Annotated in this window: 18 protein-coding genes; 8 read left to right on the top strand and 10 right to left on the bottom strand. The window is 67.3% G+C overall.

Features of this window, described 5'->3' with window-relative positions; all coding sequences use genetic code 11:
* Position 1: 1 nt before the first annotated feature.
* Together RKE40_RS07210 and RKE40_RS07205 are read right to left on the bottom strand one after the other, a co-directional pair.
* Positions 2–529: a SixA phosphatase family protein gene (locus RKE40_RS07210; protein WP_316017578.1), complete on the bottom strand. Its 528-nt coding sequence runs from the start codon at positions 527–529 to the stop codon at positions 2–4.
* A gap of 38 nt (positions 530–567) precedes the next feature.
* Entirely contained in the window at positions 568–1,254 is a 687-nt protein-coding gene (locus tag RKE40_RS07205; RefSeq protein WP_316017555.1) for a TetR/AcrR family transcriptional regulator, read from the bottom strand.
* Positions 1,255–1,360: 106 nt separating this feature from the next.
* On the opposite strand from RKE40_RS07205, the gene RKE40_RS07200 reads away from it, so the two are divergent.
* Positions 1,361–2,620, top strand: a complete 1,260-nt coding sequence (locus RKE40_RS07200) for an ABA4-like family protein (protein ID WP_316017554.1) — start codon at positions 1,361–1,363, stop codon at positions 2,618–2,620.
* A 9-nt stretch (positions 2,621–2,629) separates the two neighbouring features.
* Here the strand turns inward: RKE40_RS07200 and RKE40_RS07195 are convergent, their stop codons facing one another.
* Complete coding sequence (locus RKE40_RS07195; protein ID WP_316017553.1) at positions 2,630–2,875, bottom strand: helix-turn-helix domain-containing protein; 246 nt, start codon at positions 2,873–2,875, stop codon at positions 2,630–2,632.
* Between the two features lie 10 nt (positions 2,876–2,885).
* Entirely contained in the window at positions 2,886–3,395 is a 510-nt protein-coding gene (locus tag RKE40_RS07190) for a DUF2975 domain-containing protein (RefSeq protein ID WP_316017552.1), read from the bottom strand.
* Between RKE40_RS07190 and RKE40_RS07185 the strand changes: the two genes are divergently transcribed.
* A complete protein-coding gene (locus RKE40_RS07185) occupies positions 3,388–4,164 on the top strand; it encodes a hypothetical protein (protein WP_316017551.1) in 777 nt (258 codons plus the stop codon). The genes RKE40_RS07190 and RKE40_RS07185 overlap by 8 nt on opposite strands.
* Here the strand turns inward: RKE40_RS07185 and RKE40_RS07180 are convergent.
* The gene (locus RKE40_RS07180; protein WP_316017550.1) at positions 4,139–4,984 is read right to left on the bottom strand and encodes an AAA family ATPase; all 846 of its coding nucleotides are present in this window, start codon (positions 4,982–4,984) and stop codon (positions 4,139–4,141) included. The two genes, RKE40_RS07185 and RKE40_RS07180, sit on opposite strands and share 26 nt — an antisense overlap.
* 197 nt (positions 4,985–5,181) lie before the next feature.
* Between RKE40_RS07180 and RKE40_RS07175 the strand changes: the two genes are divergently transcribed.
* The gene (locus RKE40_RS07175) at positions 5,182–6,969 is read left to right on the top strand and encodes a cation:proton antiporter domain-containing protein (protein WP_316017549.1); all 1,788 of its coding nucleotides are present in this window, start codon (positions 5,182–5,184) and stop codon (positions 6,967–6,969) included.
* Here the strand turns inward: RKE40_RS07175 and RKE40_RS07170 are convergent.
* Entirely contained in the window at positions 6,908–8,002 is a 1,095-nt protein-coding gene (locus RKE40_RS07170; protein WP_316017548.1) for a glycosyltransferase family 4 protein, read from the bottom strand. The two genes, RKE40_RS07175 and RKE40_RS07170, sit on opposite strands and share 62 nt — an antisense overlap.
* Positions 8,002–8,835: a UDP-2,3-diacylglucosamine diphosphatase gene (locus RKE40_RS07165; protein WP_316017547.1), complete on the bottom strand. Its 834-nt coding sequence runs from the start codon at positions 8,833–8,835 to the stop codon at positions 8,002–8,004. The genes RKE40_RS07170 and RKE40_RS07165 overlap by 1 nt, the downstream gene beginning before the upstream one ends.
* Positions 8,836–8,953: 118 nt before the next feature.
* On the opposite strand from RKE40_RS07165, the gene RKE40_RS07160 reads away from it, so the two are divergent.
* From RKE40_RS07160 to RKE40_RS07140, 5 genes are all read left to right on the top strand, one after another.
* Positions 8,954–9,733 carry an SDR family oxidoreductase gene (locus RKE40_RS07160; protein ID WP_316017546.1) on the top strand — a complete coding sequence of 260 codons (780 nt, stop codon included), beginning with the start codon at positions 8,954–8,956 and terminating at the stop codon, positions 9,731–9,733.
* 64 nt (positions 9,734–9,797) lie between these two features.
* Positions 9,798–10,250 carry a GNAT family N-acetyltransferase gene (locus tag RKE40_RS07155; protein WP_316017545.1) on the top strand — a complete coding sequence of 151 codons (453 nt, stop codon included), beginning with the start codon at positions 9,798–9,800 and terminating at the stop codon, positions 10,248–10,250.
* Between the two features lie 152 nt (positions 10,251–10,402).
* Positions 10,403–11,332, top strand: coding sequence for a DMT family transporter (locus tag RKE40_RS07150; RefSeq protein ID WP_316017544.1), 930 nt, complete (start codon positions 10,403–10,405; stop codon positions 11,330–11,332).
* Between the two features lie 107 nt (positions 11,333–11,439).
* Positions 11,440–12,060, top strand: a complete 621-nt coding sequence (locus RKE40_RS07145; RefSeq protein WP_066472225.1) for a helix-turn-helix domain-containing protein — start codon at positions 11,440–11,442, stop codon at positions 12,058–12,060.
* A gap of 135 nt (positions 12,061–12,195) precedes the next feature.
* The gene (locus tag RKE40_RS07140; RefSeq protein ID WP_316017543.1) at positions 12,196–13,038 is read left to right on the top strand and encodes a hypothetical protein; all 843 of its coding nucleotides are present in this window, start codon (positions 12,196–12,198) and stop codon (positions 13,036–13,038) included.
* A 38-nt stretch (positions 13,039–13,076) separates the two neighbouring features.
* Here RKE40_RS07140 and RKE40_RS07135 read toward each other — a convergent pair whose 3' ends face one another.
* From RKE40_RS07135 to RKE40_RS07125, 3 genes are all read right to left on the bottom strand, one after another.
* The gene (locus tag RKE40_RS07135; protein ID WP_316017542.1) at positions 13,077–14,015 is read right to left on the bottom strand and encodes a cytochrome c; all 939 of its coding nucleotides are present in this window, start codon (positions 14,013–14,015) and stop codon (positions 13,077–13,079) included.
* A gap of 246 nt (positions 14,016–14,261) precedes the next feature.
* The gene (locus RKE40_RS07130) at positions 14,262–14,696 is read right to left on the bottom strand and encodes a c-type cytochrome (RefSeq protein WP_316017541.1); all 435 of its coding nucleotides are present in this window, start codon (positions 14,694–14,696) and stop codon (positions 14,262–14,264) included.
* Positions 14,697–14,829: 133 nt separating this feature from the next.
* Entirely contained in the window at positions 14,830–17,139 is a 2,310-nt protein-coding gene (locus RKE40_RS07125; RefSeq protein ID WP_316017540.1) for a xanthine dehydrogenase family protein molybdopterin-binding subunit, read from the bottom strand.
* Positions 17,140–17,221: the final 82 nt, after the last annotated feature.

The raw sequence follows: 17,221 nt of genomic DNA, 5'->3' as shown, positions 1-17,221 counted from the left end.
CTCACTCGTCCGGCCCCTCGCCCAGCGAGGCGGGCGTGACGAAGCGGTCGAGCCGGCCGGAACGGGGCGCGAGGTCGCGCCAGTCCTCGATGTCGAAATCGATCACCGCGAGCCCGGCCGTCGGATACTTCTGGGCCATACGTGCCGCCGCATAGCGGTCGCCATGACTGGTGAGCTTGGAAGCAAGCTCCTCGAAGCCGGGATTATGGCCGATCATCAGCAGGGTCCGCACCGACGGCTCGACCTCCTGCACCACCTTCAGCAGCCGCTCGGACGGCGATTCGTAGATCCGCGGCTCGAACTGCGTCGGCGGCTTTTCCGGCAGCATCGGCCGCACCAGCTCCCAGGTCTCGACCGTGCGCTTGGCCGGCGAGATCAGGACAAGGTCGGGAAACAGCAGCTCCTCGGCGAGATAGCGGCCCATCACCGGGGCGGCCTCGCGTCCGCGCACGGCGAGCGGCCGGTCGCGGTCGGCAGTATTGGCGGGCCAGCTCGACTTGGCATGGCGCAGAAGCATCAGGCGGCGCATGGTCGCCATCTAACCACGCCCGCCGGGATTTGCGAGGGCTATGCGCCGATATCGCTCCGGCTCTGGCGCACCGCGCTGACCAGCAACTGCACGAGTTGCTGCGAATAGAGCTTGAGCAGGCGCTCGCGGCCGCCGGGCAGGGTCTCGAATGAGCCAAGCTGGCCATCGATCAGCATGGTCGAAAATCCGTGCGTCAGCGACCAGACGAAGAGGATCGCGCCGAGATCGGCATCCTCGGAATAGCTCGACGGCAACCGCGTCAGCGGATCGTCCGTCATGTGCCGCCCGAGGGCCAGCTTGGTTTCGCGCACCAGGATGCCGAAGGCCCGCAGGCCAGCGCGCATCAGAGCCTCGTCGCCGCGCTTCAGGCCGAGGCGCCCGAAGACGACCCGGAAGCGGCCGGGCCGCGCCAGGGCGGTCGCGAGATAGGCGTCCGCGATCGCCGCAAGCCGGTCGCCGCCGCTGGCGGCGGCGTCCGCGACCGCTGCCTCCATCGCATTGGACAGCTCGTCGAAGCCGAGCGTCGCCACCGCGGTCAACAGGCCCACGAGATTGCCGAAATGATGCGCCGGCGCCGCGGGCGAGACCCCGGCGCGCCGCGCGCATTCGCGCAGGGTGAAGCCGTCGACGCCCTTTTCGGCCAGGACCGCCTCGGCCGCGTCGATCATCGCCTGGCGCAGATCGCCATGATGATAGCCGCCGCGCCCCGCCACCCCCATCGCCATGTCCGACAACTCCATATCTTTACAACGTCAAAATTGAACTTGACGCCGTCAAGATAGCGCAATAGGCAGACACCACAACTTAACAGCGTCAAGATCGGAGTTTGCGATGCCGAGCTTTTTCGACGACGCCTTCGCTGTCGCCGGCCGCCTCGCCATCATCGGCTGGCTTTCGCTGATCCTGCTGCCGCGCTGGCGCGGCGTCTCGGCGGCACTCGCCGGCTGGATCATTCCGGCCCTGCTCTCGCTCGGCTACCTCGTGTTGATCCTCGTCTACTGGCACGGCGCAGACGGCGGATTCGGCTCGCTAGACTCGGTCGCCGCCTTGTTCGGCTATAAGCCGCTGTTGCTTGCAGGCTGGGTGCACTATCTCGCCTTCGACCTGTTCCTCGGGAACTGGATTCTCAGGCGCTCGCAGGAAGAAGAGATTCCGCACTGGCTGATGGTGCCGGTCCTGATCCTGACCTTCCTGTTCGGTCCAGCCGGCTATCTCGCTTGGCTGCTCATCGCCGCCTGTTTCCGCCTTGCCCGGGAGGACCGGATCGCCCGCTTCCAGTCCCGGCTGCCGGGCTGGCTGCGCGACATCGAGATCGAACCGCGCCTCGCCGCGGCAGCCTTCGCCATGCTGGGGCTGGCGCTGCCCACCGTGCTTGCCCTGAGCCTCGACGAACGCCAGTTCGGGGGCGTCGGCACCTGGGTGAAGCCGCTGAAATTCGAGCTCTCGGTCGCCTTCTACCTGCTGACGCTCGCTGTATTCCTGCCCCTGACCAGCGAGCGCTTCCGGGCATCATGGGCCGGGCGCTATGTGGTCTGGCCGGTGATCGTGCCGATCGTGCTCGAAGTGCTCTACATCGCCTGGCGCGCCTCCCGGGTGGAGGCCTCGCACTACAACGGCACCCCGCTCGGCACAGCGCTCTACGTGCTGATGGGAATTGGCGCCGTGATGTTCACCCTGGCCCCCGGCTTCCTCGCCTATGGGCTCGCCAGGCGCGACGCCGCGCCGATGCCGTCGGTCCTGCGCTGGTCGCTGGTGATCGGTCTCGCGCTGACCTGCGTCCTGGGCCTGCTGAGCGGTATCGTGCTCGGCAGAAACCCCGGCGGCCACTTCGTCGGCACGCCGCCTGTATTGCATCCGACCATACCGCTGCTGGGCTGGTCGCTCAGTATCGGCGATCTGCGCCTCGCGCATTTCTTCGCGCTGCACGCCTTGCAGATCGTCCCGGTTCTGGGGCTCCTGATCTGGCTGGCGACGCGCCAGACGGGCCCGGGACTCGTCGCGCTCGGCGCCGTCTCCGCAGTCTATGCCGGCCTGACCGTGACCGCCTTGCTGGCCGCGCTCGCCGCCAGGCCGCTGCTCGGGCTCGGCTGAGCGGGCAGCTCAGGCCTCGTCGCCCTCGCCTTCCACGGTCGGCTCCTCCGGTCCCGCTTCATAGCGCAGCAGGTCACCCGGCTGGCAGTCGAGCACCGCGCAGATCCGGCTGAGCGTATCGAAACGCATGCCGCGCACCTTGCCGGATTTCAGCTGCGAGACCTGCTGCTCGGTCAGGCCGATGCGCTGGGCGAGTTCCTTCGAGCGCATCTTGCGACGCGCCAGCATGACATCGAGTTCGACGATGATCGGCATCGCCATGCTCCTACACGAAACTCTGATTCTCGTCCGCGAGCCGCACCGCCTCCTTGAGCACCAGCCCGAAGGCGACCAATGCGGCACCGGCCGCGAGCGCGCCGAACGTGCCGGGATCGAGTGTGATCGCCAGTTGCTTGTGGCCTGACGGGTTGTCGAAGGTCAGCGCGACGCTCTGCAGCGCGCGCGTCACCGGCGTCGCCAGGCCCATCGCAGTCAGCAGCCAGCCGACCCGCGTGAGACGCTCCGCATTCGCCTCCTCCAGCACCTGACCGCGGCTGAAACGGCCGAACAGCCCGGCGAGGCGCAGCATCGCCGCGACGAAGAGACCAGCCGGCACGAGGCCGACCGCAAGCGCGATCCAGTAGCCGCGCACAGAGAGCGGGCCGATCGGCGCACTCACCCCGACCGTACCGCGAGCATAGGCGGCGAGCTGCTCGGGATCGCGCCAAAGCCAAACCGCACCGAAGGCCATCAGGGCAGCCGCCGCGAAGCAGGCGAAACGGGCGACCGTGCTCACGCGGCGCAGCCTCGTCATCGCGGCGAGGCCTTGGGGCGAGCTTAGAGAGGGCGTCATGTTGCTTCGCTCCATGATTGACAAAATTAAACTAAGAGATGAATTTCTGAATGTCAAAACCATTCAATCGAGAACCGCCATGCGCATCGCCCTGCCCGCCAAACTGCTGCTTTTCAGCCTCCTCGCCGGTTGCGGCCACGTCCCACTGACGTCGCTGCCGAAACTGTCGAAGGTCGATATCAAGACGACGAACCTCGCCGAGCTGCGCGCCGGCATCAGCCTGCCCGCCGACATCCGCACATTGCCCGGCGGCGTCACCATGACGCTCGTCGCCTTGCCGAAGGATGGCGGCCGCCATGAGCGGAAGATCGCGCTGGAAGAGGTCCGCGACGCGGTCGAGCTCGCCAAGCTGCCGGCCATGGCGGCGCCCGGCCGGCGCTTCACGCTGTTCAAGCTGGGTACGGGCGATGCCGCTCGCCTCGGCGCCTTCCGCGAGGAGATGTTCGCAGGGCCACAGAACAGCGGCAATCGCGGCAGCCTGTCGCTTGAGGCGAACAAGGCCTGCCGGCTGGGCGAGCTCACTGGCAAGCCGATCGCGATGAGCGGCTACCTCAGAACGTCGGAAACGCAGGACTATGTCCTGCTGATGCGCGATTTCGATCTCAGGCAGGCCGTCCGCGAGATCGATCCCAAGCTCGATCTCGCCGCCGCCATCCCGCCTTGCGATGAGGTCCCGCCGGCGAAGCTCAGCGGCTCTCGCGCCGAACCATGAAGGCGAGCTTCTCGAACAGCGAGACGTCCTGCTCGTTCTTCAGGAGCGCGCCGTGCAGCGGCGGGATCAGCTTGCGGGGATCGCGCTCGCGCAGCACCTCGGGGCCGATATCCTCGGCGACGAGCAGCTTCAGCCAGTCGAGCAGCTCCGAGGTCGACGGTTTCTTCTTGATGCCCGGCACCTCGCGGACCTCGAAGAACAGGCGCAGCGCCTCCTCCATCAGCCGCTTCTTGATGCCCGGGAAATGCACCTCGATGATCGCCTGCATCGTCTCGGCGTCGGGGAAGCGGATATAGTGGAAGAAGCAGCGGCGCAGGAACGCGTCCGGCAGCTCCTTCTCGTTGTTCGAGGTGATGATCATCACCGGGCGCTGCGCGGCGCGGATGGTCTCGCCGGTCTCGTAGACATGGAATTCCATGCGGTCGAGCTCGAGCAGCAGGTCGTTGGGGAACTCGATATCGGCCTTGTCGATCTCGTCGATCAGCAGCACCGGGCGCACCGGCGAGACGAAGGCCTCCCAGAGCTTGCCACGCTTGATGTAGTTGGCGATGTCGGAGACGCGGGCATCGCCGAGCTGGCTATCGCGCAGGCGGCTGACCGCATCGTACTCATAGAGGCCCTGCTGCGCCTTGGTCGTCGACTTGACGTGCCAGGTGATCAGCGGCGCCCCAAGCGCTGCGGCGACCTCCTCGGCGAGCACGGTCTTGCCGGTGCCGGGCTCGCCCTTGACCAGCAGCGGCCGCTCCAGGCGGATCGCGGCATTGACGGCGACGGTGAGATCCTCGGTGGCGACGTAAGAAGCGGTGCCGGTGAAGCGCATGCGTAACCCTTCGCTATCGGAGGGGCCACGGCCCGCGGCCTCCCGGCCCGCATCGCGACGGGCCTTCGTCGAGGTCTAGTCGCCGGCTCCCGGCCCGGCAAGTTTTCGCGCGGGAGCCGCTTGATTTTGTTGTGTCGTCGCGGCGCAGCACGCAAAATTCCGCATCAGCTGAATCGTCCGTTCGCTTCGGGGGGCATGTGGCCGCAACGATCGACCCCTCAACCTATCGCGACGCCGTGGTCGTCCTGGCGACGGCCGGCGTCATCGTGCCTTTCGCGAAGCGCTTCCGCGTCAACTCGGTCGTCGCCTTCATCGCATGCGGCGCCTTGCTCGGGCCATTTGGCCTCGGCGGGCTCGTCGCCAAGGTGCCGCTGCTGCGCACCATCACTGTTTCCAATGCCGATGCCCTGGCCGGCCCGGCCGAACTCGGCATCGCCTTCCTGCTCTTCATCATCGGCCTTGAGCTGTCCTATGACCGGCTGATGACGATGCGGCGGCTGGTCTTCGGCCTCGGCCTCGGCCAGGTCGCGGTTTCCGCCAGCGTCATCGGCGCGGTCGCCTATGCCTTCGGCCAGCCGGCGACGGCGGCGCTGATCATCGGCACGGCGCTGGCGCTCTCCTCGACGGCGATGGTGGTGGAGCTGCTCTCGGCCCACCGCCGGATAACCTCCTCGGCCGGCCGCGCCAGTTTCGCGATTCTGCTCTGCCAGGACCTCGCCGTCATCCCGCTGCTCTTCCTGATCAGCGTGCTCGGCTCGCAGGAGAACGGCTCGCTGCTGGCCGGCCTCGCCCAGGCGCTGCTCCAGGCGGTCGCGGCGATCGCCGCCATCATCGTGATCGGGCGCGTCGCCATGCGTCCGCTGTTCCGGCTTGTCGCTTCGACCGACTCCTCCGAGAGCTTCCTGGCGGCGACCCTGCTGGTCGCGCTCGGCACCGGGCTGATCGCCGCCGCAGCCGGCCTGTCCATGGGGCTGGGCGCCTTCATCGCCGGGCTCCTGCTCGCCGAAACCGAGTACCGCCGCGCCATCGAGGTCACGATCGAGCCGTTCAAGGCTCTGCTGATCGGCGTCTTCTTCCTCACCGTCGGCATGAGCGTGAACCCGGCGGCGCTCGCGGCCCAGCCATGGGCGATCATCGCGATCGCGCTCGGACTTTTCCTCGCCAAGGCGGTGATCACCTTCCTGCTGGCGCGCTTCTTCCGGCTCGGGCGTGCGACGGCCCTGGAGAGCGCGATCCTGATCGGCCCCGGCGGCGAGTTCGCCTTCGTCCTGCTCAGCGCCTCGGTTGCGGCCGAACTCGTCGAACGATCGGCCTCGAGCCTCGTGCTGGCGGCGGTATCACTGACCATGATCTCTCTGCCCCTCGCCGCCCGGCTCGCGCGGACGCTGGCGGCGCGCTTCGCCCCGACGGTCACTCTGCCCGAGGAGGCCCGCATCCTGCCGCCCGAAGATCATGCCGCGCGCGCGCTCGTCGTCGGCTGCGGCCGCGTCGGGCGCCTGGTTGGCGAGATGCTGGAACAGCACAAGGCCCCGTTCCTGGTGGTCGATGCCGACCCGGCCCTGGTCGCGAGCCAGCGCCGGGCCGGCCGCCCGGCCTTCTACGGCGATGCCACCAAGCCGGAGTTTCTGCGCCTCTGCGGGCTGCAGGAGGCGACCGCGCTGATCGTGACGATCGACAACCAGCGCGCCGTCGACGAGATCGTCAAGGCCGCGCGCGCCATGCGGCCGGACCTTGTGATCGTCGCCCGCGCCCGCGACGCCAGGCATGCCCGCCATCTCTACGAGATCGGCGTCAACGACGCCGTGCCCGAGACCATCGAGGCCAGCCTGCAATTGTCGGAAGCGGCGCTCGTCGGGCTCGGCGTGCCGATGGGCCTGGTCATCGCCTCGGTGCATCAGCGCCGCGACGATTTCCGCAGCGAACTCAAGCCGGCGAGCGCGCCCGCCCGCTCGCTTCCGCGCCACGCGCGCTCGCGAAGGCTGTAACGTTCTGCACCGGGGCCGGCCGCGCTGCCGCCTCCTGCGCGGCCCGGCGGATATGCCCGTAGAACTGTTCGGCGCTGCTTTGCCAGCTATGGCGCGCCGCCAGTTCTGGCCCCGCCTCGCGCGACAGCCTGAGGGCCGAAAGCGCCGCCTGACGCAGATCCTCATGCAGCACCGCGGCATTGCCGCCGGCGAAGACATCGCTCGGCCCCTGCACCGGGAAGGCTGCGACCGGCAGGCCGCTCGCCGCCGCTTCGAGCAGAACGATGCCGAACGTATCGGTCAGGCTCGGGAAGACGAAGACGTCCGAGGAGGCGTAGATGGCCGCGAGCTCCTCGCCCTCGCGTGCCCCGAGGAAATGCGCCTCGGGAAAGGCACGCTTCAGGTCCGCGAGGGCCGGCCCGTCGCCGACCACGACCTTGCTGCCCGGCAGGCGTAGCGACAGGAACGCCTCGAGGTTCTTCTCGACCGCGACCCGGCCGACGCTGAGGAAGATCGGCCGCGGCAGGTCGAGCACGCTCGCGGCCCGCGGATGGAACAGGGAGAGATCGACGCCGCGGCCCCAGCGCAGGATGTGCTCGAAGCCGTGGTCGCGCAGCTCGGCCTCGACCGTCGCCGTCGAGACCATCACTCCGGCCGCCGGCGCGTGGAAGCGGCGCAGGAAGCGGTAGCTCCAGCTTTCGGGAATCGGCCAGCGGGCGGCGACATATTGCGGGAAGCGGGTGTGGTAGCTCGTGGTGAAGGTGCGCTTCTGGGCAAGGCAGACCGCCCGGGTCAGCCAGCCGATCGGCCCTTCGGTCGCGATGTGGATATGGTCGGGGCCGAACTCTGCTATGCGCCTTGCGACCTGCTGCTGGCTGGCAAGTGCGATGCGGATATCCGGGTAGGAAGGCAGGCCGACCTGCCGAAAACCTTCCGGCGTCAGCATCTGCGCCGTGACACCGAAATCGGGCGCCGCCTCGAACATCCGCTCCAGCGAGCGCACGACGCCGTTGATCTGCGGCCGCCAGGCGTCGGTGGCGATCAGGACGCGCATCAGGCGGCCTCGCCGACCAGCACCGGCGCCGGCCGCTGCGGGGCGGACACGGCCGACAGGCCCGGATTCTCGCCCCTGAAGCGGTGCTGCGGCCAGCGGATGATCTCGAAGCGGCCGTCGTCATGCTCGACGACCGCGGTGCAGCTCTCCACCCAGTCGCCGGTGTTGATGTAGGTCAGCCCGTCGATCTGGCGCTGCGTCGCATGGTGGATATGGCCGCAGATCACGCCGTCGGCCTTGTGCCGGCGCGCCTCGTCGGCCAGGCACTGCTCGAACTCGCCGATATAGTTGACCGCGTTCTTGACCTTGTGCTTGGCCCAGGCCGAGAGCGACCAGTGCGGCAGGCGCAGGGTCCGGCGCACCTTGTTGATCCCGTGGTTCAGGACGAGGGCGACGGTGTAGGCCCAGTCGCCTAGCAGCGCGAGCCATTTGGCGTTGCGCACGACGAGGTCGAACAGGTCGCCATGGATCACCAGCATCCGCCGGCCATCGGCGGCCTCATGGATGATCTCGTCGACCAGCGTGATGCCGCCGAACTGCAGCCCGGTGTAGTCGCGCAGGAAGTCGTCGTGATTGCCGGTGACGTAGACGAGCTTCGAGCCCTTGCGCACCTTGCGCAGCAGCTTCTGCACGACGTCGTTATGGGCCTGCGGGAAGTACCAGCCGTTCTTCAGCCGCCAGCCGTCGATGATGTCGCCGACCAGATAGATCTGCGGCGCGTCATAGGCCCGCAGGAACTCCAGAACGAGGTCCGCCTGTGCCCCGCGCGTACCCAGATGCAGGTCGGAGATGAAGATGCTGCGAACCTGCTTGGCGTCGCTGTCGTCGCTCATGTGCCGCCAGCCCATCCTGTTGCGATGCCTGCGGCGTGTGTCTGATTTGCGCTACGCTTTGATGACGCGGCGGGAAAACCGTGCTTTGGCTGCGGCACTGGAAATTCGGAGGAACACCATGGATCTGGGAATCGCCGGCCGCACCGCCATCGTCTGCGCCTCGAGCAAGGGGCTCGGCCGCGGCTGCGCTCAGGCACTGGCCGAGGCCGGCTGCACCGTCGTCGTCAACGGGCGCGACGCCAAGACCCTGGAAGAAACTGCGAGCGCGATCCGCGCCAGCACCGGCGCGACGGTCATCGCGGTCGTCGCCGACGTCTCGACCAAGGCCGGCCAGGACGCGCTGCTCGCCGCATCGCCGCAAGTCGACATCCTCGTCAACAACAATGGCGGCCCGCCGCCGAAGCCCTTCCGCGAGGTCACGCGCGAGGCCCTGCTCGAAGGCGTCGCGCAGAACATGGCGACGCCGCTGGAGCTGACCCAGCGCGTGGTCGACGGCATGATCGAGCGCGGCTTCGGCCGCATCGTCAACATCACCTCGGCGAGCGTGCTGACGCCGCTGACCGGGCTCGACGTATCCTCCGCCGCCCGCGCCGGCCTGACCGCCTTCCTCGCCGGCGTGGCGCGCGAGGTCGCCCATGCCAACGTCACCATCAACAACATCCTGCCGGGCGTCTTCGCCACCGACCGCCTGACCACCTCGACCAAGCGCGTCGCGGCGATGAAGGGCATTTCGGAAGAGGAAGTGATGAAGCTGCGCCGCGCCGAGATCCCGGCGGGCCGCTTCGGCGAGGCCGAGGAGTTCGGCAAGCTCTGCGCCTTCCTCGCCAGCGTCCATGCCGGCTACATCACCGGCCAGAACTTCCTGATGGATGGCGGCTCGTTCCGGACCAATTTCTGACACAACAAGGACGGGCCGGCGCGCACCTCGCCGCCGGCCCGTTCACGCAATCCTGTCTGGCCCAATGACGATCACCTATCGCAAAGCCGTCTCCGACGACACGCCCGACTGCATCACCCTGCGCGGCATGACACGCGAAAACGCCTTCTCGGTCGCGGAACTGGCGGAGCGCGGCATCACGCTGGAGAGTTGGCGCGACGCCATCGCCGATGGCAGCCTGCCCGGCCATGTCGCAATCGAAGACGGCAAGATCGTCGGTTATTGCTTCGGCCATAGCGACAGCGGCGAGATCGCCGTCCTCGCTCTGCTGCCGGAGCAGGAAGGCAAGGGCATCGGCAAGAAACTGCTCTCGCTGATGGTCGAGGACCTCGGAAAGTTCGGCTTCCAGCGGCTCTTCCTCGGCTGCTCGGCCGATCCTGAGGTCCGCTCTTACGGCTTCTACCGGCATCTCGGCTGGCGCTCGACCGGCAGCTTCGACGAGGCCGGCGACGAGGTGCTCGAATACCCGCTGCGTTGAAGCCGCCGGCGAGGAAATGCGCCTAGCCGATGGCCGTCGCGTCCCGCGCCCTGCCGGTCGGCCCTGCAAGATCGACGCTTTGAACGACTCCAGCCTCGTGGTCTAAGGGGGGTCCTCTACAAGACTCCTTCCCCCACGCCCCGAACTTCGCTTTGTCCCCTCTCCTCGGCATCAGCCTCAAGCTGCTCTCGGCTTTGTCCTTCACGCTGATGTCGGCGGCGATCAAACTGCTCGCCGCGCGCTACCCGACGGGCGAGATCGTCTTCTTCCGCTCCTTCTTCGCGCTGATCCCGCTGGTGATCTGGCTTTCCTGGCGCAGCGAGTTCCCGAGCGCCCTCAGGACGAGCAATCTACGCGGCCACATGAAGCGCGGCATCATCGGCTCGACCGGCATGTTCCTCGGCTTCGCCGCCCTGCACCTCCTGCCGCTCTCGGATGCTGTCGCGATCGGCTACGCCGCCCCGCTGATCCTGGTGGCGCTGGCAGCGCTGATCCTGAAGGAGAAGGTCCGGGTCTATCGCTGGACCGCCGTCTGCATCGGCTTCCTCGGCGTGTTGCTGATGCTCTCCCCCCATATGAAGCCGGATGCGTTCGCGCAGGGCCTGTCGGGAGGCCCGGCCATCGGCGCGCTGCTCGCGCTCGGCGGCGCCTTCTGCTCCGCCTTCGCCTCGGTCGAGGTGCGCATGCTCACACGCACCGAGAAGACCGGCGCCATCGTCTTCTACTTCATGTCGCTGACCTCGCTGCTCGGCCTGCTGACCATTTTCCTCGGCTGGACCATGCCGAACTGGCAGGAATTCCTGCTGCTGGTGACCATCGGCGTGCTCGGCGGGCTCGGCCAGATCCTGCTGGTTCAGGCCTATCGCTATGGCGATGCCTCGCTGGTCGCGCCCTTCGAGTATTCGACGATGATCTGGGCGACTGCGCTCGGCTGGTTCGTCTTCGGCGAGTGGCCGGCGTCGGCGGTCGTCGCCGGTTCGCTGATCGTCATCGCCTCCGGGATCTACGTGATCCTGCGCGAGAAGCAGCTCGGCCTGCTGAAGCGCGAAACCCGGGAAGTCGGCCCCTCGCGCTCCACCTGAAGCGCAAGCCTTTGCTTGCCGCTTGGAGCAATCCGAGGCATTGTCCGCCAAGACAAACGATCGTTCGCTTTCCCAAACGAGCGGTGAAGCGATGAGGCAAGAATCCGATGGGCATCGAAACTAGGGAACGTGGCGGCCGCGAGATGGAATCCGGCGCGCAGGTGATCTCCGGTCAGCTCGGCAAGACGATCCAGCGGCTGCGCAAGGCCTATAATCTCTCGCTCTCCGAGCTCGCCGAGCAGTCCGGCGTCGCCAAGTCGATCATCAGCCAGATCGAGCGCAACGAGACCAATCCGACGCTCGCGACGATCTGGCGGCTGTCGCAGGCGCTCGACGTCTCGATCGAGCGGGTGCTCTCCTCGAACGAGGAAGAGGCCTTCATCGAGAAGATCGCCCGCCCGGACACGCCGATCCTCGTCTCGGAGGACGGCAAGCTCCGGCTCGCCATCATCGGCTGGATCAAGACCGTCGAATGGCTGCAATGGTACGAGGTCAGCGCCGAGCCCGGCGGCGAGCTTGATTCCGAAGGCCACCAACGCGGCTCGATCGAGTCGCTCTCGGTCAGCGCAGGCGAGTTCGAGGTCGAGGTCGGCGGCGTCACCCAGCGCGCCAAGGCCGGCGAGACCCTGCGCTATCGCTGCGACCGCCAGCATGTCGTGCGCTGCGTCGGCGACAAGCCGGGCACCGCTCTGATGGTCTGCATCCTCAAAGCAGCGGTAATGGACTAAGCGCGGGCCATCCCGCCAAATCGGGCCAGCTGGCTGTCGCCGGCCGGCCCCGCCAGGGCGGCGCCTGTCGCGGCGCCGCGCGATGGATCACGGCCAGAGAAGCAGCGACTTCATCGAAATATGAGGCTTTCCAAGATGTTGTCTTCCGCCGTTTCAGCGCGACTGCCGATGCTCGTGGCTCTCGCCTTGCCGATGGCACTCGCGCCGCTACACAGCCAGGCCGCTGAAACCAAGACCTTCAGGGCGCAGGACGGAAGCTACAGCTTCGAATATCCGCCTGGTTTTTCCCTGGCTCATCTCTTCGCGGATGGGACAGGCGAGGTGACGGGCGTCAAGGCTTCCACGCCCGCCAATGGCGATGTGCTCATCACCTTCTCGGGCCCCCGCGATGCCGGCGAGCTCCAGGATGTGAGCGAACGGACGCGTCAATCGATTGCCGACGCCTTCACCAAGGCAATCGCGGTTCGCCCCTCGATCGAGCTCAAGTCAGCGACCATGACGGCCCTGCTCGGCCGGCCGGCCGTCGACATGGTCTTCTCCAACGGACGACTGCCTTTCAGCAAGGAGCGTCCTCAAATCAAGCGCTATGTTTTCACGGCGATTGGCAATAACGCTTACAATGTCGAGTGCATCTATCGCGCGGACAAGGCCGAGCAGTTCGCGCCGGCTTGCGATCTCGCCGTTTCGACCGTCAGATTGTTTGACCCCGCGGCAAGGGCGGGCGCCGCTGCAAGCACCGGTGGCGACAAGGCGACGTCAGGACCTGCAGGCGGCTGTACCAAGCTCGAGTTGAACAGGCGCGCCGGACTGGTCATGGAAGCAACGTCCAACATGCTGATGAAGGACCAGTCCCCCGCCACGATCGAACGCCTGGGGAAGGCCCATGCGGCGATGAGGGCGATCGACGAACGGGCCGGCGACAAACCTTCCGAGCGAGACTGCAAGGACGTCGACGCCCTTGGCGCGTCTCTGAAATAGCGGCGGACTGACGGGGAAAGACACCCCGGTCTTGTGCCTCAGCCGCCCGCTGCGGGTTTGGGCGGGCGCGGCGGCCCCTGCACTGCCGGCAGCGACTTCAGGAACTCCGCCATCGCCAGCCGGTCGGCCTCGGGAAGCTGCGCCGTGTTGCGCACCACGGCCGCCATCGTACCGCCGACGCTGTCGAACTCCGGGGTGAAGCCCGATTTCAGCAGCTCGGCGATCTCGGACTTGGACCATTTGCTTAAGCCGTCTTCGGACTGGGTGATGTTCGGCACCCAACCCTTGCCTTCAGGATCGGGGCCACCGGCGAAGCGCGTCGCCTGGACGATCGCGCCGAGGCTGTTGCGGGCGGAATGGCACTCGGCGCAATGGCCGGGCCCCTGCACCAGATAGGCGCCGCGGTTCCATTCATCGCTCTTCGTCGGATCGGGCTTGAACGGCGCCCCGTCGAAGAAGAGCAGCTTCCAGCCGCCGACCATGCGGCGAATGTTGAAGGGGAAAGGCAGCTCATGCGGCGGCGCCCTGCCCTCGACCGCCGGCAGGGTGCGGATGTAGGCGAGCAGATCGGCGAGCGCCTTCGGCGTCATCAGCCGGTAGGAGGTGTAGGGGAAGGACGGGTAGAGGTGCTGCCCCGCGGGCGAGACGCCGGCCGCCATCGCCTGGATGAAGTCGGCCGTGCCCCAGTTGCCAATGCCGTCGCGCGTATGCGGGGAGATGTTGGGGGCGTGGAACTTGCCGAAGGGCGAGCCCAGTTCGAGCCCCCCGCCGAGCCGTGTCTTGTCGTCCTGGCCCGGTGTCGCATGGCAGGAGGCACAGCCGCCAGCGGCGAAGAGCAGCCTGCCGTTCTCGATATCCGGCTGCGGCAGCGTGCCGATCTCGGGCCCCGGCGAGACCACCCGTGGATCGGTGAGGACGAAGAAACCGGCGATACCCGCCAGGGCGAAGACGAGGAGGGTTATCAATAGGCGGCGCATCGGTTCCTCATCTGTGGCCCGTCATGTCCAGGGTATTCTCGGCCAAGAAGGCCCGGCCGAAAAGCCCGGCCGAACGGGAACAGGCTGGCGCATCGGCGGAAATGAGCGCAGCCATTCCGGTCGCAGCAAAGCGGAGCGCCGGAATCCATCGCAGGACCCCGGCGCTCGACGATGGTTTCCGGAGCGACTCACCTTCGGCGCCAGTCCGGAATGACGGTTGCAATGGACCTGGCTGGCGAGCCGGTCTCACTTCTTGATTCGGAAGGCCTCGTGGCAGCTGCCGCAATTCTTGGTGGCGTCACCGAAGGCCGCGCGGAACGAAGCCAGGTCCGTCGCGCTGGACGCGCCCTTGGCCGCATCGGCCTCGAATTTGGCGAAGGCCGTCTTGAAGGCGGCCTGGTCCTCCCAGACCTTCGGGGCCGCAGTGGTCTCGCCGCCAGTCTTGGAATTGTCCGGGAACAGGGCTGGGACCTTCTTGGCCGCGTCGCTGTAGACCTTGAAGATGCCCTGCACCTTGGCGGCATCGAACGGGGCCTCGCCCTTGGCGATGGCCGCGCCTTCGCGGGTCGCTGCGCCGACGCTCTTCATCGCGTCCTTGCGCTCTGCGATCGGGTTCGACTGAGCGACGACGGCAGAGACGCCGATGGCGAGGCCAAGGGCGACGAGAGCAGTACGGATCATACGCTGTTATCCTCTGAAAGGCCGGCGCCGGGACCGGCGCTGTTTGGAACGCTTCCAGATCAACCGATGATCATGACGACGCCAAGTCCCTTTTTTGTGAAGTCGTTTGCGCTGATGCAAATCGGATCTTGCATCAGTCTCCGTAGCCGGCCGCCCGCAGCGCCCCGAACACCTTGACCGGCGTCGCCGGCATGTCGATCGCCTTGATGCCGGCCGCCCGGTTCAGCGCGTCGACCATGGCGTTCATCACCGCCGGGCAGGCGCCGATCGCACCGGCCTCGCCCGCCCCCTTCACGCCGAGGGCGTTGGTGACGCAGGGCACGTTGCGCGTCTCGAAATGGAAGTTCGGGATGTCGACGGCGCGCGGCAGGGCGTAGTCCATGAAGGTCGCGGTCAGCATCTGGCCGGACGAGTCGAAGCGGATCTCCTCCATCAGCGCCTGGCCGATGCCCTGGGCCGCACCGCCATGGACCTGGCCCTGCAGCATGACCGGGTTCAGAGTCACGCCGAAATCGTCGACCACGACATAGTTCACGATCTCGGTGCCGCCGGTCGCCGGGTCGACCTCGAGCTCGACCACATGGGTGCCGTTCGGATAGGTCGCCTCAGGCGGCGTCCAGCTCTGGTTGACGCTGAGCAGATCCGCCTTGGCGCCGGGCAGGTTGGCGATCGCCTTGAGGTCGAGCTTCTTATCGGTGCCGACGATGCGCACGGCGCCGTCGACGATCTCGAGATCGCCGGCGCTGGTCTCCAACGCCTCGGAAGCGAGGTTCTTGAGATTGTCGGCGAGCATGCCCGTCGCCGCGTTGAGCGCCGCGCCGCCGACCGGGATCGAGCGCGAGCCGCCCGTCCCCGCGCCGGTCGCGACCCGGTCGGTGTCGCCCTGGATAACGCGGATGCGATCCATCGGAATGTCGAGATGCTGGGCGACGAGCTGCGAATAGGCCGTCTCGTGGCCCTGGCCGTTCGACTGGGTGCCGATCAGCACGGTGACGGTACCGTCCTTCTCCAGGATCACGGTCGAGCTTTCCGGCCCGCCGCCGCCGCAGGCCTCGATATAGCAGGCGAGCCCGATGCCGCGGATCTTGCCGGCCTTCTGCGAGGCCTTCAGGCGGCTCTTGAAGCCCTTCCAGTCCGCCACCTCCATGGCGCGGCGCATATGGCCTTCGAACTCGCCGGAATCGTAGACCGGGCCGGTCTGGGTCCTGTGCGGCATCTCGCTCGGCTTGACGAAATTGAGCGCCCGCACCGCGTCTGGCGTCTTGCCGGTCTCGCGCGCGATCGCATCGACCAGCCGCTCGATCAGATAGGCCGCCTCTGGCCGCCCGGCCCCGCGATAGGCGTCGACCGGCGTCGTGTTCGTGAAGACGCCGCGGAAGCGGACATGCACGGCCGGGATGCTGTAGCAGCCCGGCGTCATCGTCGTGCCGACCCAGGGGATGAAAGGCCCATACTGCGAGAGATAGGCGCCCATCTCGGCGGCGAGATCGACCTTGAGGCCGATGAACTTGCCGCGCTTGTCGAGCGCCATCGTCGCCGTCGTCAGATTGGCGCGGCCATGGGTGTCGGCGAGGAAATGCTCGGTCCGGTCGGCGACCCAGCGCACCGGCCGCTTCAGCTTCTCGGCCGCGACCATGGTCAGCGGGTATTCTCGGTACATGAAGATCTTGGTGCCGAAGCCGCCGCCAACATCGGGGGTGATCACCCGGATGCGGGACTGGGGCACCTTGAGGATGTAGTCGGCGAGGATCTCGCGCGTGCCATGGCTGCCCTGGCTGCCGAGCGTCAGCGTCCAGCGCTTCGTCGCCTTGTCGTATTCGGCGATGCAGGCGCGTGTCTCCATGTAGTTGGAGGCGAGCCGGTTGTTGACGATCGTCACCGAGACGGTGCGGTCGGCCTTGGCGAAGGCCTTCTCGGTCTTCGCCCGGTCGCCCTGCTCGGCCTCGAAGGCGACATTGCCGGCGCGGCCCGGCCAGACCTGCGGCGCGTCCGGCTCGAGCGATGCGGCGATGCCGGTGGTCGAGGGCAGCGTCTCGAAATCGATCTCGATCGCCTCGGCGGCATCGCGTGCCTGCTCGAGCGTCTCGGCGACGATGAAGGCGATGGCTTCGCCGACATGGCGCACCGTGTCGACGGGCAGGACCGGGACCGGGTTGGGCTGCACGTCCTCGCCCGAGATTTCCTTGATCAGTCCCTTGCAGGGGATGTCGCCGAGATGGGCGACATCCTCGCCGGTCAGGACCAGCTTGACGCCCTTGAGCTTCAACGCCGCCTGCTTGTCGACGATCCTGAACGTCGCGTGCGCATGCGGCGAGCGCAGCACATAGGCGTGCAGCGCGCCCTCGACGGCGGTGTCGTCGGTATAGCGGCCCGTACCGGTGGTCAGGCGCTGATCCTCGACCCGGCGAACCGGCTGGCCTACTCCGAACTTCATGGGTCGCATGGCGGTGTCCTCGGAATTATTCGAAGTCGAGTCTGGAACAGGGCCGGCTTTCAGTCAGCCCCCGGCCGGAGGCCTTCCGCAT

Source organism: Allobosea rubneri, from assembly GCF_032464875.1.
GTDB classification, from domain to species: Bacteria; Pseudomonadota; Alphaproteobacteria; order Rhizobiales; family Beijerinckiaceae; genus Allobosea; species Allobosea rubneri.
This window is presented reverse-complemented; position numbering and strand designations above follow the sequence as displayed.

What these genes read in the sequence shown, in the direction of transcription:
- RKE40_RS07145 (WP_066472225.1), top strand. Translation starts at nt 11,440, where the DNA reads ATGGGCATCGAAACTAGGGAACGTGGCGGCCGCGAGATGGAATCCGGC.
- RKE40_RS07165 (WP_316017547.1), bottom strand. Translation starts at nt 8,835, where the DNA reads ATGAGCGACGACAGCGACGCCAAGCAGGTTCGCAGCATCTTCATCTCC.
- RKE40_RS07205 (WP_316017555.1), bottom strand. Translation starts at nt 1,254, where the DNA reads ATGGCGATGGGGGTGGCGGGGCGCGGCGGCTATCATCATGGCGATCTG.
- RKE40_RS07180 (WP_316017550.1), bottom strand. Translation starts at nt 4,984, where the DNA reads ATGCGCTTCACCGGCACCGCTTCTTACGTCGCCACCGAGGATCTCACC.
- RKE40_RS07155 (WP_316017545.1), top strand. Translation starts at nt 9,798, where the DNA reads ATGACGATCACCTATCGCAAAGCCGTCTCCGACGACACGCCCGACTGC.
- RKE40_RS07170 (WP_316017548.1), bottom strand. Translation starts at nt 8,002, where the DNA reads ATGCGCGTCCTGATCGCCACCGACGCCTGGCGGCCGCAGATCAACGGC.
- RKE40_RS07195 (WP_316017553.1), bottom strand. Translation starts at nt 2,875, where the DNA reads ATGCCGATCATCGTCGAACTCGATGTCATGCTGGCGCGTCGCAAGATG.
- RKE40_RS07210 (WP_316017578.1), bottom strand. Translation starts at nt 529, where the DNA reads ATGCGCCGCCTGATGCTTCTGCGCCATGCCAAGTCGAGCTGGCCCGCC.
- RKE40_RS07140 (WP_316017543.1), top strand. Translation starts at nt 12,196, where the DNA reads ATGTTGTCTTCCGCCGTTTCAGCGCGACTGCCGATGCTCGTGGCTCTC.
- RKE40_RS07200 (WP_316017554.1), top strand. Translation starts at nt 1,361, where the DNA reads ATGCCGAGCTTTTTCGACGACGCCTTCGCTGTCGCCGGCCGCCTCGCC.
- RKE40_RS07135 (WP_316017542.1), bottom strand. Translation starts at nt 14,015, where the DNA reads ATGCGCCGCCTATTGATAACCCTCCTCGTCTTCGCCCTGGCGGGTATC.
- RKE40_RS07160 (WP_316017546.1), top strand. Translation starts at nt 8,954, where the DNA reads ATGGATCTGGGAATCGCCGGCCGCACCGCCATCGTCTGCGCCTCGAGC.
- RKE40_RS07125 (WP_316017540.1), bottom strand. Translation starts at nt 17,139, where the DNA reads ATGCGACCCATGAAGTTCGGAGTAGGCCAGCCGGTTCGCCGGGTCGAG.
- RKE40_RS07130 (WP_316017541.1), bottom strand. Translation starts at nt 14,696, where the DNA reads ATGATCCGTACTGCTCTCGTCGCCCTTGGCCTCGCCATCGGCGTCTCT.